This window comes from Salipiger mangrovisoli, assembly GCF_015223355.1.
Lineage (GTDB): Bacteria > Pseudomonadota > Alphaproteobacteria > Rhodobacterales > Rhodobacteraceae > Salipiger > Salipiger mangrovisoli.
In genome coordinates, this window is the sequence record NZ_JADFFK010000005.1 from 106,476 (window position 1) to 124,683 (window position 18,208).

At 69.2% G+C, this 18,208-nt stretch carries 16 protein-coding genes; 6 read left to right on the forward strand and 10 right to left on the reverse strand.

Annotated features, from left to right (window positions below):
- Positions 1-6: 6 nt before the first annotated feature.
- From IQ782_RS08420 to IQ782_RS08445, 6 genes are all read right to left on the reverse strand, one after another.
- A complete protein-coding gene (locus IQ782_RS08420; RefSeq protein WP_194134184.1) occupies positions 7-567 on the reverse strand; it encodes a type 1 glutamine amidotransferase domain-containing protein in 561 nt (186 codons plus the stop codon).
- A gap of 184 nt (positions 568-751) precedes the next feature.
- Positions 752-1,690: an SMP-30/gluconolactonase/LRE family protein gene (locus IQ782_RS08425; RefSeq protein WP_194134185.1), complete on the reverse strand. Its 939-nt coding sequence runs from the start codon at positions 1,688-1,690 to the stop codon at positions 752-754.
- A complete protein-coding gene (locus IQ782_RS08430; protein WP_194134186.1) occupies positions 1,687-2,622 on the reverse strand; it encodes an ABC transporter permease in 936 nt (311 codons plus the stop codon). The genes IQ782_RS08425 and IQ782_RS08430 overlap by 4 nt, the downstream gene beginning before the upstream one ends.
- Before the next feature lie 10 nt (positions 2,623-2,632).
- Positions 2,633-3,562 (reverse strand): ABC transporter permease, encoded by a 930-nt coding sequence (locus IQ782_RS08435; protein ID WP_194134187.1) that lies wholly within the window; start codon positions 3,560-3,562, stop codon positions 2,633-2,635.
- Position 3,563: 1 nt separating this feature from the next.
- Entirely contained in the window at positions 3,564-4,994 is a 1,431-nt protein-coding gene (locus tag IQ782_RS08440; RefSeq protein ID WP_194134188.1) for a sugar ABC transporter ATP-binding protein, read from the reverse strand.
- A gap of 6 nt (positions 4,995-5,000) precedes the next feature.
- Positions 5,001-6,011, reverse strand: coding sequence for an ABC transporter substrate-binding protein (locus IQ782_RS08445; protein ID WP_194134189.1), 1,011 nt, complete (start codon positions 6,009-6,011; stop codon positions 5,001-5,003).
- Between the two features lie 212 nt (positions 6,012-6,223).
- Between IQ782_RS08445 and IQ782_RS08450 the strand changes: the two genes are divergently transcribed.
- From IQ782_RS08450 to IQ782_RS08465, 4 genes are all read left to right on the forward strand, one after another.
- Entirely contained in the window at positions 6,224-7,459 is a 1,236-nt protein-coding gene (locus IQ782_RS08450; RefSeq protein WP_194134190.1) for a sensor histidine kinase, read from the forward strand.
- The gene (locus IQ782_RS08455; RefSeq protein ID WP_092420185.1) at positions 7,456-8,181 is read left to right on the forward strand and encodes a response regulator transcription factor; all 726 of its coding nucleotides are present in this window, start codon (positions 7,456-7,458) and stop codon (positions 8,179-8,181) included. Before IQ782_RS08450 ends, IQ782_RS08455 begins: the two co-directional genes overlap by 4 nt.
- A gap of 133 nt (positions 8,182-8,314) precedes the next feature.
- On the forward strand, positions 8,315-10,678 hold the full coding sequence (locus IQ782_RS08460) for a Tex-like N-terminal domain-containing protein (protein ID WP_194134191.1): 2,364 nt from the start codon (positions 8,315-8,317) through the stop codon (positions 10,676-10,678).
- A gap of 464 nt (positions 10,679-11,142) precedes the next feature.
- On the forward strand, positions 11,143-11,811 hold the full coding sequence (locus IQ782_RS08465; protein WP_194134192.1) for a class I SAM-dependent methyltransferase: 669 nt from the start codon (positions 11,143-11,145) through the stop codon (positions 11,809-11,811).
- A 33-nt stretch (positions 11,812-11,844) separates the two neighbouring features.
- Here IQ782_RS08465 and IQ782_RS08470 read toward each other — a convergent pair whose 3' ends face one another.
- Both IQ782_RS08470 and IQ782_RS08475 read right to left on the reverse strand, forming a co-directional pair.
- Complete coding sequence (locus IQ782_RS08470; protein ID WP_338092562.1) at positions 11,845-13,014, reverse strand: M20 aminoacylase family protein; 1,170 nt, start codon at positions 13,012-13,014, stop codon at positions 11,845-11,847.
- A 140-nt stretch (positions 13,015-13,154) separates the two neighbouring features.
- Positions 13,155-14,207 carry an NAD(P)/FAD-dependent oxidoreductase gene (locus IQ782_RS08475; RefSeq protein ID WP_194134193.1) on the reverse strand — a complete coding sequence of 351 codons (1,053 nt, stop codon included), beginning with the start codon at positions 14,205-14,207 and terminating at the stop codon, positions 13,155-13,157.
- A gap of 51 nt (positions 14,208-14,258) precedes the next feature.
- Here IQ782_RS08475 and mnmC2 point away from each other — a divergent pair, with 51 nt between their 5' ends.
- Positions 14,259-14,927, forward strand: a complete 669-nt coding sequence (gene mnmC2, locus IQ782_RS08480; protein WP_194134194.1) for a tRNA (5-methylaminomethyl-2-thiouridine)(34)-methyltransferase MnmC2 — start codon at positions 14,259-14,261, stop codon at positions 14,925-14,927.
- Positions 14,927-15,799 (forward strand): DMT family transporter, encoded by an 873-nt coding sequence (locus tag IQ782_RS08485; protein WP_194134195.1) that lies wholly within the window; start codon positions 14,927-14,929, stop codon positions 15,797-15,799. The genes mnmC2 and IQ782_RS08485 overlap by 1 nt, the downstream gene beginning before the upstream one ends.
- Positions 15,800-15,833: 34 nt before the next feature.
- Here IQ782_RS08485 and IQ782_RS08490 read toward each other — a convergent pair whose 3' ends face one another.
- A complete protein-coding gene (locus IQ782_RS08490) occupies positions 15,834-17,201 on the reverse strand; it encodes a cytosine deaminase (RefSeq protein ID WP_194134196.1) in 1,368 nt (455 codons plus the stop codon).
- Between the two features lie 30 nt (positions 17,202-17,231).
- Complete coding sequence (locus IQ782_RS08495) at positions 17,232-18,128, reverse strand: LysR family transcriptional regulator (RefSeq protein ID WP_194134197.1); 897 nt, start codon at positions 18,126-18,128, stop codon at positions 17,232-17,234.
- Positions 18,129-18,208: the final 80 nt, after the last annotated feature.

Here is an 18,208-nt window from a genome sequence, read left to right on the forward strand (position 1 = left end):
GAAGGGTCACGCGGCCCTGCGGTCGTGCTGACCCTCTTCGATCTCCTCGACGATCTTCGCCACGAAGGCCTTCAGGTCATCCGGCTTGCGGCTGGTGACGATGCCCTTGTCGCAGGCCACCTCTTGGTCGACCCAGTCACCACCGGCGTTGATCACATCCGTCTTGATGGAATGGTAAGATGTCACCTGGCGCCCGGAGAGGATGCCCGCCTCGACCAGCACCCAGGGCCCGTGGCAGACCGCGGCAATCACCTTGCCCTCATTGTGGAAGTCCTTGACGAGGTTGATCACCGCGGGCTCAACCCGCAGCAGGTCCGGGTTGATCTGGCCGCCGGGGATCACCAGAGCGTCGTAGTCATGCGAATTGACCTCGGAGATCTTGGCATTGGCTTCGGCCTCGCGGCCCCAGTCCTTGCCTTCCCAGCCCTTGATCGGCTGGCCGTCAAGCGTTGCCACATGCACCTCGGCGCCTTTCACACTGAGCTGGTCACGCGGGAACTCGAGCTCGGATTGCTCGAAGCCGTCGGTGGCGATGATCAGGATCTTGGCGTTGCTGATGGCAGTCATGTCGTGCCTCCTTCCATGTGTCACGGTCATGCGCCGCTGTGGCGCATCTGCACAGGCAACGGGCGCGCCCCTTCCCGTGTTCCAAGGGACACGGACACAGGTTTTTGAGGAAACGGCGGGAACCTGCCCCGTCCGGCGGCCTCCGGCGGGAGCATTTCGAGACAGATGAAAGGATGCCGCGCCCTCAGGCGCGGGCGCTGCGGGTCCAGGGCTCGGCGCCCTTCACATCGACGAAGACGCGGTAGACCGAGCTTGTCGCGGTGATGTACATGCGCTGCCCGTCCGGCCCGCCGAAGCAGAGGTTGGCGACCACCTCGGGCACAAGGATCTTGCCAAGCAGCGTCCCGTCCGGCGCGAAGCAATGCACCCCGTCCCCGGCCGAGGACCAGAGGTTGCCGAGCGCGTCGCAGCGCATTCCGTCGGGCAGGCCGCAGTCGAGCGTGGCGAAATCGCCGAGCGGGGTCAGGCTGCCGCCCTCGACCGCGTATTTGCGGATCACCGGGGGCACGGCGTCATCATGGCTCGATCCGCTCTCGGCCACGTAGAGCAGGCGCTCGTCCGGAGAGAAGCAGAGCCCGTTCGGCTGCGCGAAGTCCGAGATCACCGGCACCGGCGCGCCACCCTCCGGCGCAATGCGGAAGACATGGCGGGCGGATTGCTCGGGCTCGGCGCGGTTGCCCTCGAAATTCGAGATGATGCCGTAGGTCGGATCGGTGAACCACACGGCGCCATCCGAACTCACCACCACGTCGTTCGGCGAGTTGAGCCGCTTGCCGCCGTATTCCGCGGCCAGCACGGTCAGCGCGCCGTCATATTCGGTGCGCACCACGTCCCGCGTGCCGTGCCGGCATCCCACCAGCCGCCCCCAGGGATCGCGGGTATTGCCGTTGTTGAACTGGCTCTGCGCGCGGAAGGTGCTGAGCCCGCCGTTCGGCCCTTCGGTCCACTGGTAGAGGGTCTGCGAGGGGATCTCGGAGAAGATCAGCGCGTTCCGGTCGCCGAACCAGACCGGCCCCTCGGTCCAGGTGAAGCCGGTGCAGAGCTGTTCGAGCTTGCCCATCGGGTGGACGAGGGCGCGGAAGCGCTCGTCGCGGATCTCCAGATGCTCGGGCGTGCGGATCATCGCGGGATCCTCCTCGTGCTGGCGGCAATGACGATGCCGATGATGATAAGACCGGTCAGCACCATGCGCACCCCGGCACCCGCGCCGTAGGAATTGAGCATGGAGACGACGAGGAACATGAAGAGCGAGGCGCCCCAGACGCCGGGCACGTTGGACATGCCGCCGGCGATCGAGGTGCCGCCGATGACCACGACGGCGATCGACATGAGCAGGTACTCGGCCCCCATGTTGAGCGCGGCGCCGCCCGAGAAGCTGGCCAGCAGGTAGCCCGCGATGGCGGCAAAGACGGTGACGGCGACATAGGTGGCGGCGCGCACCGCCTCGACCGGCACGCCGGCAAGCCGCGCGGCGCGCAGGTTCTGGCCCGAGGCGAGCAGCCACCGGCCCCAGACCGAGCGCTCGAGCAGCAGCCAGATCAGGATCGACAGGCCCAGTCCGACCAGCGCGACGTTGGGAATACCGAAGCTGCGCCCCGTGGCAAAATCGGCGAGCCCGGCGGGCGGCTTGATGCGCAGGCCGCGGTTCGACCAGATCGCCAGCGACTGGTAGACCAGCGAGGCGGCGAGCGTGGCGATGATCGGCGGCAGGCGCAGCAGGAAGATCAGCGCAAAATTGGCAAGACCGGTGCCGAGCCCGACGAGCAGCGCCACCCCGAGCCCCATCCAGGCGGTGCCGGGATCGGAGCCCATCGCCTTCAGCGCGAGCGTGCCCGAAAGCGTCATGGTTGCGGGGATCGAAAGGTCGACATTGCCCGGCCCCAGCGTGATGACCAGCATCTGCCCGAGACCGACGATCGCCGCGAAGGCACCAAAGCTGAGAGCGGCATAGGCCAGCTCGCCCGCGCCGCGCCCCTCGGTCAGCGCCACGGTCAGCGCGAAGGCGGCAGCGGCGGCGAGCCAGGACCAGAGCCAGGGTTTCTGGATGAGTTTCATGCGCGCCTCCTCACGCCTCTGCGTCGCGGCGGGTGAAGAGCAGCCGCGCCGTCAGGACAAGGATCAGGATCGCCCCCTGCGCGCCGATCTGCCAATCGGGAGAGAGCCGCAGGAAGCTGAGGAACGAGGCGGCAAGCGTCAGGGTCAGCGCGCCGATGACCGCGCCCACCGGGCTGACCTTGCCGCCGGTGAACTCGCCTCCGCCAAGGATCACCCCGGCGATGGACAGCAAGGTGTAGCGCAGCGCGATATTGGCATCGGCCGATGTGGTGAGCCCGACCAGCGCCATCCCGGCAAAGACCCCGAAAAGCCCCGCCAGCCCGTAGGCAAGCGCCTTCAGCCGCACCACCGGCCAGCCCGCGCGCTCGACCGAGCGGGCGTTGCCGCCAACCCCGCGCAGCACCGTGCCGATGCCCGAGCGGATCACCAGCAGATGCGTCACCAAAGCGATGATCACCGAGGCGCAGACCGCCATGGGAATGTAGGGCGGCTTGACGGTCATCAGCGCGCGCAGCCAGCCGGGGCTCGCACCGCCGGGACTGGGCAGGATGAACAGCGCCAGCCCGCCCCAGACGAAGGACATGCCCAGCGTCACGACGATGGCGGGCAGATCGAGTGCATGGATCACCGCGCCAAGCGCGGCGTAGCAGAGCACCAGCGCCAGCAGGATCAGCACGCCGAGCATCGGGCTGTCGCTCAGGAAGGTCGCGGTGATGCAGGCCACCAGCGACACGAAGGCCCCGAGCGACAGGTCGATGTCGTTGACCATGATGATCATCATCTGCGCGATGGTCGCCAGCGCGATCGGCACCGCGAGGTTGAACAGCAGGTTGATCCCGAAATAGCTCATTGCCCGCGGCTGCATGTAGAAGGTCGCCGCCAGCACCACCGCCAGAGAGACCACGGGCAGCAGGATCCGGTATCTTGCAAAAATCCGCATGTTACGCCCCTTCCATCTCGAAAGAGGCCTCGAGGATGCGCTCTTCGTTGATCGCGTCGCCGGTCAGCTCGGCGGAGATCTCGCCGTTGCGGAAGACGAAGACCCGGTCGCACTGGCAGACCTCCTCGGTCTCGGTCGAATACCACAGGAAGATGCGGCCCTTGGCGGCCTCGGCGCGGATCATGGCATAAACGTCCTGCTTGGTGCCCACGTCGACGCCGCGCATGGGATCGTCCATCACCACCACCGGGGCGGCGGAGGCGAGCGCGCGGGCGAAAAGCACCTTCTGCTGGTTGCCGCCCGAGAGCGACAGGATGGGGTTGGTCACGTCCTCGGTGCGGATGCCGATGCGCTTCTTCCACTCGGCAACGATCTCGGCCTCACGGGTCCGGTCCACCATGCCGCGCCGGGCGATCTGCGGCAGGATCGAGATCGAGGCGTTGCGCAGGATCGACCAGAGCGGCAGCACGCCGTCCCTGCCCCGGTCCCCGGCGACAAAGACCATCCCCGCCTCGCGCGGGCTGCGCCATGACGAGGTGGCACCGAGGTAGATCCGCGCCAGCGCCTCGGCCTGCCCGTGCCCCGCCAGACCCGACAGGCCGACGATCTCGCCCCTGCGGGCGCGCAGCCCTTCGGGGGTGCGCACGACTTCGTCTCCCGGCAGCCGCGCGGCCTGCGCGGCGGCGGCCTCGGTCGCGACATGGCCCATGGCATCCACCAACCCCTGCCGGGTGAAGCCTCCGGCCGGTTTCTCGGCGACGACCTTGCCGTCCTTCATCACGAGGATGCGGGTGGCGACCTCGAAGATCTCGCCCAGCATGTGCGAGATGAAGATCACCGCGCCGCCGCCCGCGCAGAAGCGCTTGATATGGGTCAGCAGCTGGTCGGCGATCCCGGCGTCGAGCGACGAGGTGGGCTCGTCGAGGATCACCAGCCGCGCCTCGGTGCCGCGCGGGGCAAAGCCGATGGCGATCTCGACCATCTGCCGCTGGGCGATGCTGAGCGTGTCGACCGGCGCGTCGGCGTCGATACCGTGGCCGGGAAAGACCCGATCGAGCGCGGCGCGGATCTCTGCCCGCGCGGGGGCGCGCCAGTTCATGCCCTTCAGGGCGGAATGCGAAATACGCAGGTTCTCGGCCACCGTCAGGTTCGGGCAGAGCGAGAGCTCCTGGAACACCGAGCGCACCCCGGCGGCCAGCGCAGTGGCCGCGCCGGAGGCGGGAAAGGCCACGCTGCCCGAGGTGGGCGCGAGCCCGCCATTGACCACGTTGACGAGCGTGGATTTCCCGGCGCCGTTGTGACCAACGAGGCCAAGGCAGTCACCAGGAAAGATGGACAGGCTCACGCCGTCGAGCGCCCTGACCGGACCGAAGTGCTTGGCGGCCTCGGTCAGGGCGACGATCGGCGCAGCCAAGGGGGCTGCGGTACTCATCGGTGATTACATGGCCCCGGAAATGACGGCCTTGGCATCGTCGAGCGTGTAGACGGTGTTGGCGACCGAGCCCTCGGGGGTGGTCTCCAGCGCCTCGTCCAGCGTGTCCTGCGTCACCTTCAGGAAGGGCACGGTCAGATCCTTGGGCACCTCGGCACCGTCGAGGATCTGCTGCGCCACCCAGAAGGCCAGCGAGGCCACGCCCGGCGCGATCGACAGCGACAGCGTCTCGTAGCCATTGGCGTCGCGCTGGTCGGCCCACCACTGCATCTCGTCCTGGCGGTTGCCGAGCACGATCAGCGGTGTGTCGCGGCCCGCGGCCTTGAAGGCCTGCGCCGCGCCGTAGCCGTCACCGCCCTGGGTCACCACGCCGACGACATCGGGCAGCGAGGGCAGCACGCCCGCCACGGCCTTCTGCGCCACGTCCTGCGCCCAGTCCCCGTGCACGGAGCCGACGATCTTGAACTGGCTGTTCTCGGCGACGCCCTCCTCGATGCCCGCGTGGATCTCGTCGTCCACGAAGACACCGGCGAGGCCACGGATCTCGAGCAGGTTGCCGCCCTCGGGCAGGCGCGTCGCAAGGTACTCGACCTGCTCCTTGCCCATCGCCTTGAAGTCCACCGCGATGCGCCAGGCGCAGGGCGCGGTGACGATCCCGTCGAAGCTGACCACGGTGACACCGGCGTTGCACGCCTCTTCCACCGCGCCGTTCAGCGCCGTCGGCGAGGCGGCGTTCAGGATGATCGCGTCATAGCCCTGCAGGATCATGTTCTGGATCTGCGCGGCCTGTTCGGTGGCCTGGTTCTCGGAGGTCGTATAGGCGTCAGCCGCAGCGACGACGCCCTCTTCCACCGCCTTGCCGCCGACCTCTTTGAAAGTCTGCAGCATCGCCTGCCGCCACGAATTGCCCGCGTAGTTGTTCGACAGCGCGATGCGCTTTCCAGACGTATCGGCAAACGCCCCGCCTGCCAGCATGGCAAGCCCCGCCGCGCCGAGCAGCATCTTGGATTTGGTCATTCTCCCTCCCATCGCCCTATTCCGGGCGCTCACTGGTCGCCCGTCCTCCACGGGCAAGTGCATGCTGCCCTTGCGGAAGCTGCTCGTAAAGTATGCGCCCCGCAGAACGCTTGCGGGTTTCCGCACGTCATCTGCGGAAAAGGGTATTTTCTTCTTCGCCCGACCGCGCCATCGTGCGGAGACGCGCAAGAGGAGGCGCGTGGGGAGGATTCATGACGTCACTGCAAACGGCCGCGGCCGTGCGCGCGGAGCACTTGCGCGCGGAAACTCCGCCGGACGGATCGGGTGCGGCGCGCAGCGCTGCCTTCGCCCGCATTTCGGCGCGGCTCGCCGAAGAGGTCGAGATCGGCTCGGCGCTGAGGGTCATCGCGCCCGAGATCGCCGAGGTCCTGCCCTTCAGCCATGTCGATATCTGCCTGCACGACACGCCCGGCTGGGTGGTCAGCTTCGAGGCCGGGATCGAGACCCGCTGGTCGCAACGCCGCACCCGCGTGCAATATTCCCCCGTGCGCGACGTGCTGCAGGGGCGCAGCCCTGCCATGCTCTCGGCCAATGCCATGGAGGATCCGCAGCAGACCTTCCCCGGGGCCTGCTGCGAGCCGATCCTCAACCACCGCCTGCGCGCCCGGATCACCGTGCCGTTGCGCGTCATGGGCAAGGTCACCGGTACGCTCAATTTCTCGCATGGCACCGAAGGGTTCTACGGCCCCGGGCAGGTACCTCTGGCGCAGGCGCTTGCCGATCTGCTCGCGCCGTGGTTCCACGCGCTGCACGGCGCGGCGCGCGCCACCCAGGCGGCGCAGCTGCGCGCCCGCGCGCAGGAACAGGCCGAGGGGCTGCGTCAGGGCGCGCTCGAGCTGACCCAGACGCTCGAGCAGGAGCGCCAGCGCATCGGCATGGACCTGCACGACCAGACGCTCGCCGATCTCACCCGCATCCTGCGCGAGCTGACGGGCGACGCGCCCCTCGACCGCGACCTGCTGGCCGAGCGTGTCACCGACACCATCGACGACCTGCGCGCGCTGATCGACACCGCTGTGCCGACCCTGCTCGACCTCTTCGGCTTTGCCCATGCTGTGCGCGTGCACCTCGAGCGCGCCGTGGGTTCAGAGTCGGTCGAAGTGGACGTCGAGGACGAGACCGAGGGGGCACCGGACCGGCTTGGCGCCACCGAGCGCACCGCGCTCTTCCGCATCACGCAGGAGGCGATCAACAACGCAGCCCGCCATGCCGGGGCGCACCGGATCCTCGTGACCGTCAGCTCCGAGCCGCAGGACCGCCTGCGCATCACCATCAGCGACGACGGCATCGGCATCGGCCCCGAGGTGGGGCGTCGCTCGGGCCTTTCGCACCTGCGTACCCGCGCCCATCTGATCGGCGCCGACCTTGAAATCGTGGCCGACGCCGGCACCCGCGTCACCGTCACCCTGCCGGAGTTCCCCGCATGAAAGTCCTTCTCGTCGAAGACGACCAGTTCCACGCCTCCTACCTTCAGGACGCGCTTGCCGAGGCGCTCCCCGAGGTCACCGAGATGCTGCACGCCACCGACGGTGCCGCCGGCGAGGCCGAGGCCCGCGACGCGCGTATCGAGGCGGTGGTGATGGACCTGCAGATGGACGGCCGCAACGGCATCGAGGCCGCCCGCGCGATCTGGGCCGAGCGGCCGGGCACGCGCATTCTCTTCTGGTCGAACTACTCGGACGAGGCCTACCTGCGCGGCATCTCGCGCATCGTGCCCGAGGACAGCGCCTATGGCTACGTGCTGAAGACCGCCACCCGCGAGCGGCTGAAGCTGGCGCTGCGCGCGGTGCTGCTGGAAGGCCAGATCATGGTCGACCGCGAGATCCACCGCCTGCAACGCCGCAGCGCAAGCCCGCGCAATGCGCTCGACGACAGCGAATACGCGGTGCTGCTGGATCTGGCACTGGGGCTGCAGGACAAGCTGATCGCAGAGCGCCGCGGCATGTCGCTGCGCACGGTGCAGAACCGCCTGCTGTCGCTCTACGACAAGCTGGGCGTCGATGGCGAGGACGTCGGCCCGGCGCTCAACAAGCGTGTGAAGGCGCTGTCGCGGGCCTTTACCACGCGCACGCTCAACGTCGAGACGCTGGAAAGCGCGCAGCGGGACTACGAGCGCTGGCTGGCAGGACGGGCTAGATCGGTGCACTAGGGGCGCCGGGCGTCCGGCCCGTCTTGCGCCAAGCTGACCACGCAAGGATCGGCCGCCGCTCACGCGGCCCCTTGGCGCAGCCGCGCGGCGGGGCTAAACCGGCCTTCCCGAAGACCCAGAGGAGGCCGCAGCCGTGGACACCCAGACCCGTATCGCCAGCACCATCGCGCGTGAAATCCAGGCCAGTCCGAAGCAGGTGACGGCAGCGGTCGAGCTGCTCGACGGCGGCGCCACGGTGCCCTTCGTGGCGCGCTACCGCAAGGAAGTGACCGGCGGGCTCGACGACACGCAGCTGCGCAACCTCGCCGAGCGCCTCACCTACCTGCGCGAGCTCGAAGCGCGTCGCCGTGCCATCCGCGACTCGATCAAGGAGCAGGGCAAGCTCACCGACGCGCTCGATAAATCCATCGCCGGCGCCGAGACCAAGGCCGCGCTCGAAGACATCTACCTGCCCTACAAGCCCAAGCGCCGCACCCGCGCGATGATCGCCCGCGAGAACGGGCTCGAGCCGCTGCTGCGCGCCATCGAAGCCGACCGCGGGGCCGACCCCGCGCAACTGGCCGAAGCCTACGTCAGCGAGACCGTCGCCGACGCGAAGGCCGCGCTGGAAGGCGCGCGCGACATCCTCGGCGAGGAGTTGACCGAAAACGCCGCCCTGCTCGGCACCCTGCGCGAGTTCATGCGCGCCGAGGCCTTCATTACCGCCAAGGTCGTCCCCGGCAAGGAGCAGGAAGGCGCCAAGTTCTCCGACTATTTCGATCACCGCGAGAAATGGGCCGATATCCCCTCGCACCGCGCGCTGGCGATCCTGCGTGCCTCGAAGGAGGAGGTGGTGACCGTCGACATCGCCCCCGACCCCGAAACCTCGACCCGTCGCGGCGAGGACATCGTGGCCACGGCGATCGGCATTCCCGGCAGTGCCCCCGGCGACCAATGGCTGCGCGGCGTCGCCGAGTGGACCTGGCGGGTGAAGCTGAGCCTGTCGATGTATGTGGATCTGATGACCGAGCTGCGCCGCCGCGCGCATGAAGAGGCGATCCACGTCTTCGCGCGCAACCTCAAGGACCTGCTGCTGGCCGCACCCGCCGGGTCGAAGGCGACGCTGGGCCTCGATCCGGGCATCCGCACCGGGGTGAAATGCGCCGTGGTGGACGCCACCGGCAAGCTGCTCGACACCGCCACCATCTACCCGTTCCAGCCGAAGAACGACACGCGCGGCGCCACCGCCACGCTGATGGAGCTGATCGCCCGCCACAGGATCGAGCTGATCGCCATCGGCAATGGCACCGCCAGCCGCGAGACCGAGCGGCTTGTCGGTGACGTGCTGAAGCTGCTGCCCGCAAGCGTTGCGAAACCGACCAAGGTTGTCGTCTCCGAAGCCGGTGCTTCGGTCTATTCGGCATCCGAGACGGCGGCCAAGGAATTCCCCGATCTCGACGTCTCGCTGCGCGGCGCCGTCTCCATTGCACGCCGTCTGCAGGACCCGCTGGCCGAGCTGGTGAAGATCACCCCGCAAAGCATCGGCGTCGGCCAGTACCAGCACGACGTCGACCAGCGCAAACTGGCGCAGACGCTGGAAGCGGTGGTCGAGGACGCGGTGAACGCTGTGGGTGTCGATCTCAACACCGCCTCGGCCCCCTTGCTCGCCCATGTGGCGGGCCTTGGCCCGTCGTTGGCGCAATCCATTGTCAGCCACCGCGATGCCGCCGGCGCCTTCCCCTCGCGCAAGGCGCTCTTGAAGGTGGCGGGTCTCGGGCCGAAGGCCTTCGAGCAATGCGCCGGATTCCTGCGCATCCGCGACGGCATCGAGCCGCTGGACGCCTCCTCGGTGCACCCGGAGGCCTACGGCGTGGCACGCAAGATCGTCGCCGCCTGCGGCCGCGACATCCGCCAGATCATGGGCCAGCCACAGGCGTTCAAGGGGCTGCGCGCCGAGCAGTTCGTCGACGGCGCCTTCGGTCTTCCGACCGTGCGTGACATCCTCAGCGAACTTGAAAAGCCCGGACGCGACCCGCGCCCCGACTTCGTCACCGCCAGCTTCACCGATGGCGTCGAGGAGATCACCGACCTGCGCCCCGGCATGATGCTCGAGGGCACGGTCACCAATGTCGCGGCCTTCGGTGCCTTCGTCGACATCGGCGTGCATCAGGACGGGCTCGTGCACGTCAGCCAGCTGGCAGACCGCTTCGTCAAGGATCCGCACGAGGTGGTGAAGGCCGGCGACGTGGTGAAGGTCCGGGTGACCGAGGTCGACGTGCCGCGCAAGCGCATCGGCCTCACCATGCGCAAGGACGGCGGCGGCCGCGAGGCGGCTCAGGACCGGCGCGGCGCGCCCGACAAGGCTGCGGGCGGCAAGGGGTCGGGTGGCCGGGGGCCGGGCGGCAAGTCCGGCCCGCGCGGCCCGATGAGCGCCGGCCCCAAGGGCGGCTCCGGCGCGAGCGGCGGCCAGGGGGCGCTCGGTGCCGCGCTGCTCGACGCGATGAAGAAGAAGCGCTGAGCCCGAAGGCAGGCACGGGGCCCGTTCCGCTCGGGCACCGCGCCTGCCGGTGGCCGCGCCCGGCCGGCAAGACAGCTCCCCCAGCTCCCCCGTCCCGGCCGCGACGCGGGCCGCGCTTTTCTGCCGGCCACCGGGACAACGGCACTCCGCCCCTTGCCGGTCGCCTGCCGGTGCCTGCCGGCCCAAGTGGCGGCCGCGCAGCGGTTCACCGGACATCTAGGGTGCCGCGTCCGGCGCTGCCGAACGCCCCCAGGGACCGCCCGGCCCCAGCCGGGTTTTCTTCTAGGCAAAACTATCCTGGGGGAGGCCGCGCAGCGGCCGGGGGCAAAGCCCCCACTGCAGGTTTCAGGTCCGCGCCCGCGCCCGGCCTTCTGCGATCCGCCCGAGACCGCGCCGGCTTGACTTGTGCCGCCCAAGCGGCGCATGGGGGCCGCAACCAGCCCTCTCCGGAAAGCCCGCCGACCGTGTCCACCAACCCCTACGACCTCGCCGGCTTCTACGAGACCGCCATCGCCGAAGGGCGGCACCGCGCCATCGTCGGCGGCCGCTGGGACGAAACCGGGCGGATCGAGATGTCGATCCTGCGCGATGCCGGCCTGCTGCCGCACCATCACCTGCTCGACATCGGTGCCGGCGCGCTGCGCCTCGGCTGCAAGGCGGTGCCCTATCTCGATCCCGGACACTACTGGGCCACGGACGCCTCGCGCGCGATCCTGCTCGCGGGCCACAGGGCAGAGCTCGAGGACCCTTCCCGTCTCGATCCCGCGCAGCTGATCGGGGATGCGGGATTCGACTTCCCCGGTGTGCCCGACCGCATCACCCATGCCATCGCCTTCGCGGTCTTCCCGCATCTGCACATGGCGCACCTGCGCCGCGCGCTGACCAACCTCCGCCGGTTCGAGCGGCTGGAGCGTTTTCTCTTCACTGTCTTCCTTGCTCCCGATCCGGTCACCGCCACGCGTCCCTACCGCCAGCCCGACGGCGTGGTCACCCACGACACGCGCGCGCCCTATCACATCCTCGCCGAGGACGTGTTGCACCTGGCGCAGGGCACCGGTTGGTCGGTCACCCGCGAGTCGGTCATGCTGCCCCGCGGTCAGGTGCTCTTCATCGCGCAACCGCTTCGGGACTGACCCAAAGCGGTGCACGCGGTCAGGGCACCCTGATCAGGCCGCCAGCTCGCGCGAGACCAGTTCGATCCAGTAGCGCATGCCGGGAAGGATCGCCGCGTCATTGAAGTCATAGGCGGCATTGTGCAGTTCGGCGCTGTCACCATTTCCGTACCAGACGATGGCACCGGGGCGTTTCTCGAGCATGTAGGAAAAATCCTCCGAGCCCATTGTCCGATCACAGGCGTCGTCGACATTGCCCGCGCCCACCACCGCCGCGGCGGCGGCCAGCGCGACCGCGGTTTTGGCCGGATCATTGGCCGTGACCGGGTAGCCCGGCCGCCAGTCGAGCGCGACCTCGCAGCCGAACTGCTCGGCCCCGGCGGTGAGGATGCGCCGCAGGTGGCCCTCGATCTCGGCGCGGGTGGCCCTGTTCATCGTCCGGATCGTGCCGCCGAAGGTGGCGGTATCGGGGATCACGTTGAGCGCCCGAGCCGAACCCGCGTCGAGATGGGTGATCGAGACGACCACCTGATCGAACGGGTCCGAGAAGCGCGACACCAGCGTCTGCGCCGAGGAGATGAGATGCGCCGCGGCGACCACCGGATCGATCGACATGGTCGGCGCGGAGGCATGGCCGCCGCGGCCGGTCACCGTCACCATGAAGCGATCGCCGCCGGCCATCAGAGCGCCGGGCCGCGTGGCGAACTGGCCGACGGGCAGGCCGGGCTTGTTGTGCATGGCGAAGACGCTGTCGATACCGAACCGCTCGAGCATCCCCTCCTCGATCATCCTGCGTGCGCCCGCGCCGCCCTCTTCGGCGGGCTGGAAGATCAGCGCCACGGTGCCGGCGAAATCGCGGGTCCGGCAGAGGTACTGCGCGGCGGCGAGCAGCGTCGCGCTGTGCCCGTCGTGGCCGCAGGCATGCATCATGCCCGGCACCTTCGAGGCGTGGGGAAGGTTGGTCTTCTCGTCCATCGGCAGCGCGTCCATATCGGCGCGCAGGCCGATCACCGGACCGGCCCCCTTGCTGCCCCGGATCAACGCCACGATGCCGGTCCTGGCGATGCCGGTCTCGATCTCGTCGACGCCGAAGCCCCTCAGCTTCTCTTCGACAAAGGCGGCGGTTCTATGCAGGTCGTAAAGCAGTTCGGGCTGTTCGTGCAGGCTCCGCCGCCAGGTTTTCGCGTCATCCGCGATGCGAGCCATGTCTTCTGCGTGGGTCACGCGGGTCTCTCCTGTTGTTCCGATCCGGCCGCAGCCCTGCGCGGCATCGCGGCGCGCGTCGCAACGGTCCCGAGCCGCTCTCTCAAGTCCGCGCTGGATGTTGGGCACGGTTGCAGAAACCGCGGACAAGGCCAAGCGGTTCAGAGGGAATCTTCGACCCGGAAGCCCTCGGGGATGGCATCGCGGCCGTCCAGCAGCAAGTCGGCCATGACCTCTGCCACCTTGGGCCCCATGCCGAAGCCGATCTTGAAACCGCCGTTGGCGATGAAATGCCCCGCGCGGCCCGGCCAGGCCCCCAGCATCGGCGCGCGGCTGCGCGCCCGCGGGCGCACCCCGGCCCAACGTTCGATCACCTCGGCGCCATGCAGCGCGGGCACCGCCAGGGACGCGCGGGCAATGAGCTCCTCGCATTGCGCATCAGTTGCGGCCGGATCGTCGTACTCGCGCTCCGAGGTCGAGCCGATCGCCACGGTCCCATCGGCGTGAGGCACGACGTGCAGCCCCTCGGCATAGATCTGCGGCACCTCGCCCGCGACGAAGCGCAGGCTGACCGATTGCCCCTTCACCCCGGTCCCGACGGGCTTGCCGAGCGCGGCCGACAGATCCTGAAGCCCGCGCCAGCCCGCGGCCCAGACCACCTGCCCCGCATCCCCGGCTTCGGGCAGCACCTCGATCCCGCGCACCGCCAGCGCCGCGACCAGAGCCGCGCAGGCCCGGCGCGGGTTCATCCGGGCGGTGAGCGTGTCGTGCACCAGCAGACCCGAAGGCGTGATCGGCGCCCAGGGCCCGGCCTCGGCTGCCGGGATCACCTCCCAGACGGCCTTGTCGCCCCAGAGCTCGCGCGCGGTGAGCACGCGCCCACGCGCCAGCTCCACCGCCTTGTCGTCCGCCAGGGGCTGCAGGCGGCCAAGCCGCCCGTAGCCCGCCGAGACCCCGCCCGTGGCCTCGACCGCGGCCCAGAATTCCGCCGCCATCAGCAGGCTTTCGAGCTGGAATGCCTTCTTGGGGTTCCAGTTCTCGGGCACATGCGGGGCCAATGCACCCACCTGTCCTCCGCTCGATCCCGAGCCCGCGCCGAATGGGTCCACAACCTGCACCCTGGCACCGCGCCGCGCGCAGGCCCAGGCGATCGACAGGCCGAAAATGCCCGCCCCGCGCACCGTCACATCCACGCTGTTCTGCCTGCTTGCCATTCCGCCGACTCCGCTTCATGTAGGATCACAGTTCTAGGACAGGACCGCAGAATGAGCCAGCCCGACACCCCGGAGTGGCGCGACGGAGACGTTCCCGTTTCCCCACGCTTCGACGACCCGTACTACTCGCTGGAGAACGGCCTGTCCGAGACCCGCCACACGTTTCACGCGGGCAACCAGCTGCCCGAGCGCCTGCGCGACGGCTTCCACGTCGCGGAGCTGGGATTCGGCACCGGGCTGAACCTGCTGGCAACGCTGGCGTTGTGGCGCACGGCCGGGATCCCCGGACGGCTGCGCTTCACCACCTTCGAGGCCTTCCCGCTGGCGGCCGGAGACATGCTGCGGGCGCAGGCCGCCTTTCCCGAGCTGTCGCAGATCGCCGCCGAACTCGCCCCCTTCTGGCGGGCGAATGCGCGCGAGATCACCCTGCCGGACCTGACGTTCACCATGGTCGAGGGGGACGCGCGCCAGACGCTTGCTGCCTGGGACCAGCAGGCTGACGCCTGGTTCCTCGACGGCTTTTCCCCGGCGAAGAATCCCGAGCTCTGGGGACCAGAGCTGATGCGTGAGGTCGCCCGCCACACCGTGCCGGGTGGCAGCGCCGCAACCTACACCGCCGCGGGCCACGTGCGCCGCGCGCTGGCCGAAGCCGGGTTCGAGGTCGAACGCCGCCCCGGTCACGGACGCAAACGCCACATGACCGTGGCCAGGAAACCCTGATGGCACAGCAGAACACGCGCCTCGGCATCTGGCTGATGGTGCTCACAACCCTGATTTTCTCGGTGCAGGACGGGCTGTCGCGGCACCTGTCCGAGGCCACCAACGTCTATATGGTGACGATGGTGCGCTACTGGTTCTTCGCCGCCTTCGTGATCACGCTGGCGGCGCGCAGCAAGGGCGGCCTGCGCGGTGCGGTCAAGAGCGGCCAGCCCGTGCTCCAGACGATCCGAGGGGTGCTGCTGGTGGTCGAGATCTGCGTGATGGTCTCGGCCTTCGTCTACCTCGGCCTCGTCGAAAGCCACGCGGTCTTTGCCTGCTACCCGCTGCTCATCGCGGCGCTCTCGGGGCCGGTGCTGGGCGAGAAGGTCGGCTGGCGACGCTGGACCGCGATCGGCATCGGATTTGTCGGCATCGTCATCATCCTCCAGCCGTCGGGCGGGGTGTTCTCGCCGCTCGCGGCGATCCCGCTGCTGGCGGCGCTGATGTTTGCGCTCTACGGCCTGCTGACGCGCCGCGTTGCCCGCACCGACAGCGCCGCGACCTCGTTCTTCTGGACCGGCGTTGTCGGGGTGATCACCGCCACGCTGATCGGCATGTGGTTCTGGCAGCCGATGGACGCGCCGGACTGGGCGATGATGGCGCTGCTCTGCCTGACCGGTGCCACCGGCCACTACACGCTGATCAAGTGTTACGAGGTGGCCGAGGCTTCTGCCGTGCAGCCTTTCGCCTACCTTCAGCTGGTCTTCGCCTCGGCTCTCGGTCTCATCGTCTTCAACGAGTCTCTGCGACCCAACGTGGTGATCGGCGGCGCGATCATCGTCTGTGCCGGCATCTTCACCCTGCTTCGGGCCCGCAAGGCCGAGCAACGCTGAGCAACGCTGAGGCGACCCGGCCGCGCGCAGGCGATCAGGCCAGCTCGGGCACCGTCTCGCCACGGGCGATCCTCAGCGTCTCGTAGGACGGCGGGCGGATGTCCAGCACCTGCCCCTCGCGCACCAGAAGCCGGTCCGATTGCGGTCGGGCGATGAGCTGGTCGAGGCTCCAGGCCTCCAGCACCATGAAATCGGCGCGTCGCCCGGCGCCGAGGCTGCCCGCCCCGAACCCGCAGATCGCCGCCGGGGCCGTGCCGGCCAGCCCCGCGCTGTCGCCGAACGGGTGGTCGAGGTGACAGATCCGCACCGCCTCGCGCCAGGTGTCGAGCATGTCGTGATCGCCATAGGCGTAGAAGGGATCGCGGCAATTGTCCCCGGCCACGGCCACACGCACCCCGGCGGCGCGCAGCTCGTGGATCGGCATCACCCCGCGCCAGCGCGGCGTGCGGCCCGGAACCCGGTCCTGCAGGTACATGTTGACCGTCGGGAGGGTGATCAGCGAGAGCCCCGCCTCCTTCACCAGCGCGATGGTGGCATCCATCTCGGCCTCGGGCAGCCGCGCCAGCGAGCAGCAATGGCCGCAGGTCACGCGCCCCTCGTAGCCGTGGCGGAGCGTGGCGCGGGCGACATGCGGCAGGGCATCCGCCTCGGCGGCCTCGTCCACGTGCAGGTCGAGATCGAGATCGCGTTCTTTGGCCAAGGTGAAGACCCGGTCGAGCAGCCCGTCGATATCGTCGAGCGAGCCGTGGGTGCCGCCCGAGGCACGGGTGACCCCGCCGAGCAGCCCGCCATGTCCGGCCACGATGTCGGCAAGGCGAACCGCGTAATCCGTCCCCCAGGCGTCGAAGGGCACCAGCGCCGAGGCCTGCAGCGCAATGCGTCCCTTCCAGGTCTCGCGGATTTCGGCAAACGCGCCCCAGACGGTTTCGCCCTGCCCCTCGTGGCTGTCGAGATGGGTGCGGATCGCGGCAACGCCATGCGCCTCGGCACAGGACAGGCCGAAATCCATCCGGTGGATCAGGTCGTCATGCCGCCAGTGGGCGATGCGGTCGCGCGTGGTGGCTTCGCGCGCACCGGGATGGGTGCCGCCCGAGGCGGGGGCGCGGCCCATCACGTGACCCTTGTCGAGATGGGTGTGCGCGTCGACCAGCATCGGCCAGACATGGCGTCCGCCGAGCGAGAGGCGCGGCGCCTCCGTGGCAAGGCCGCCCGGCGCGGCGATCGCGGCGATGCGCCGGTCACGGAGCAGCAGCTCGACCGCCGCGGTTCCGTCGCCATCCAGCGGGGCACCGGCGGGCGCGCCCTCGGTCAGCAAAGCGGCAGGGCAGCGCAGATCGGTGAGCAGCAGGTCTCCGCCTGCCGCGAGCGCCTCGGTGAGGCGGCGGTGCATGGGGTTGGTCATCAGTAATCTTTCCGTATCTGCTCCGAAGGCTCAGCTTTCGCCCTGCCCGAAGTGGTCCTTGATCGCCTGCATGAAGCCGTCCGCCGCCGAGCTGAGCGCGCCGCGGCTGCGGTGCACGAGACTGAGCCGCTGCCGCCCGGCGGCGGCCATCAGCGGCAGGAAGGCCAGATCGCCGTCGCGAAGCTCCTGATCGACGTCGACGCGGTTGAGGAAGGTCACATGCGGCGGGCGGCGCACGAGGCGCTTCATCATCTCCGTGGAATTGGTTTCCACCACCGGCCGCAGCTCTGCCGTGGCCGGGGCGAGGTTCTCGATCAGCGGCCGAAGCGACAGCTGGTGCGAGGCCAGCACCAGCGGGTAGATCAGGCAGTCGGCGACGCGCACGTTCGGCTTGGCCGTAAGAGGATGGCCCGGCGCGACCACCGCGCCAAGCCGATGCTGGAAGACCGCTGTTAGCTGCATCCGGTTGTCCTCGGGCAGGTTGTAGCCCAACCCGATCTCGGCCTCGCCCGAGGCGACCATCTCCATCAGCTCGGAGCGGTTGCAGACGGTCACTTTCAGCTCGACCCGCGGGTGGCGTTCGCAGTAGTCGGCCACCACGTCGCCGAGCCGCCCGGCGGCGAGCGTGCCCATGGTTGCCACGGTGACCTCGCCATGGCTCAGACCCTTCAGCGCGTGGATGCGCGCCTGCAGCCGGTCGTGGCCCTTCAGCGTCTCGCGGATATGGGCAATCAGCAGCTCGCCGGGCGCGGTCAGCTTCAGCCCGCGCGGCAGTCGCTCGAAGATCGGCACGCCGAAGTCGGCCTCGACCTCGAGCACCTGCCGGTTGACTGCGGAGGCCGCGACATTGAGCTCGCGCGCCGCCTTGCGGATGGAGCCCTGACGGGCGACCTCGTCGATGTAGCGCAGAGCGCGGCCGTGCAGCATGGACCTTCCGAAGCTGGGTCTCGCAGGGACCTGCGCCCTGCCCTTTGTCGTGATGTTGTCACCCGGAAGGCCCATGCTCA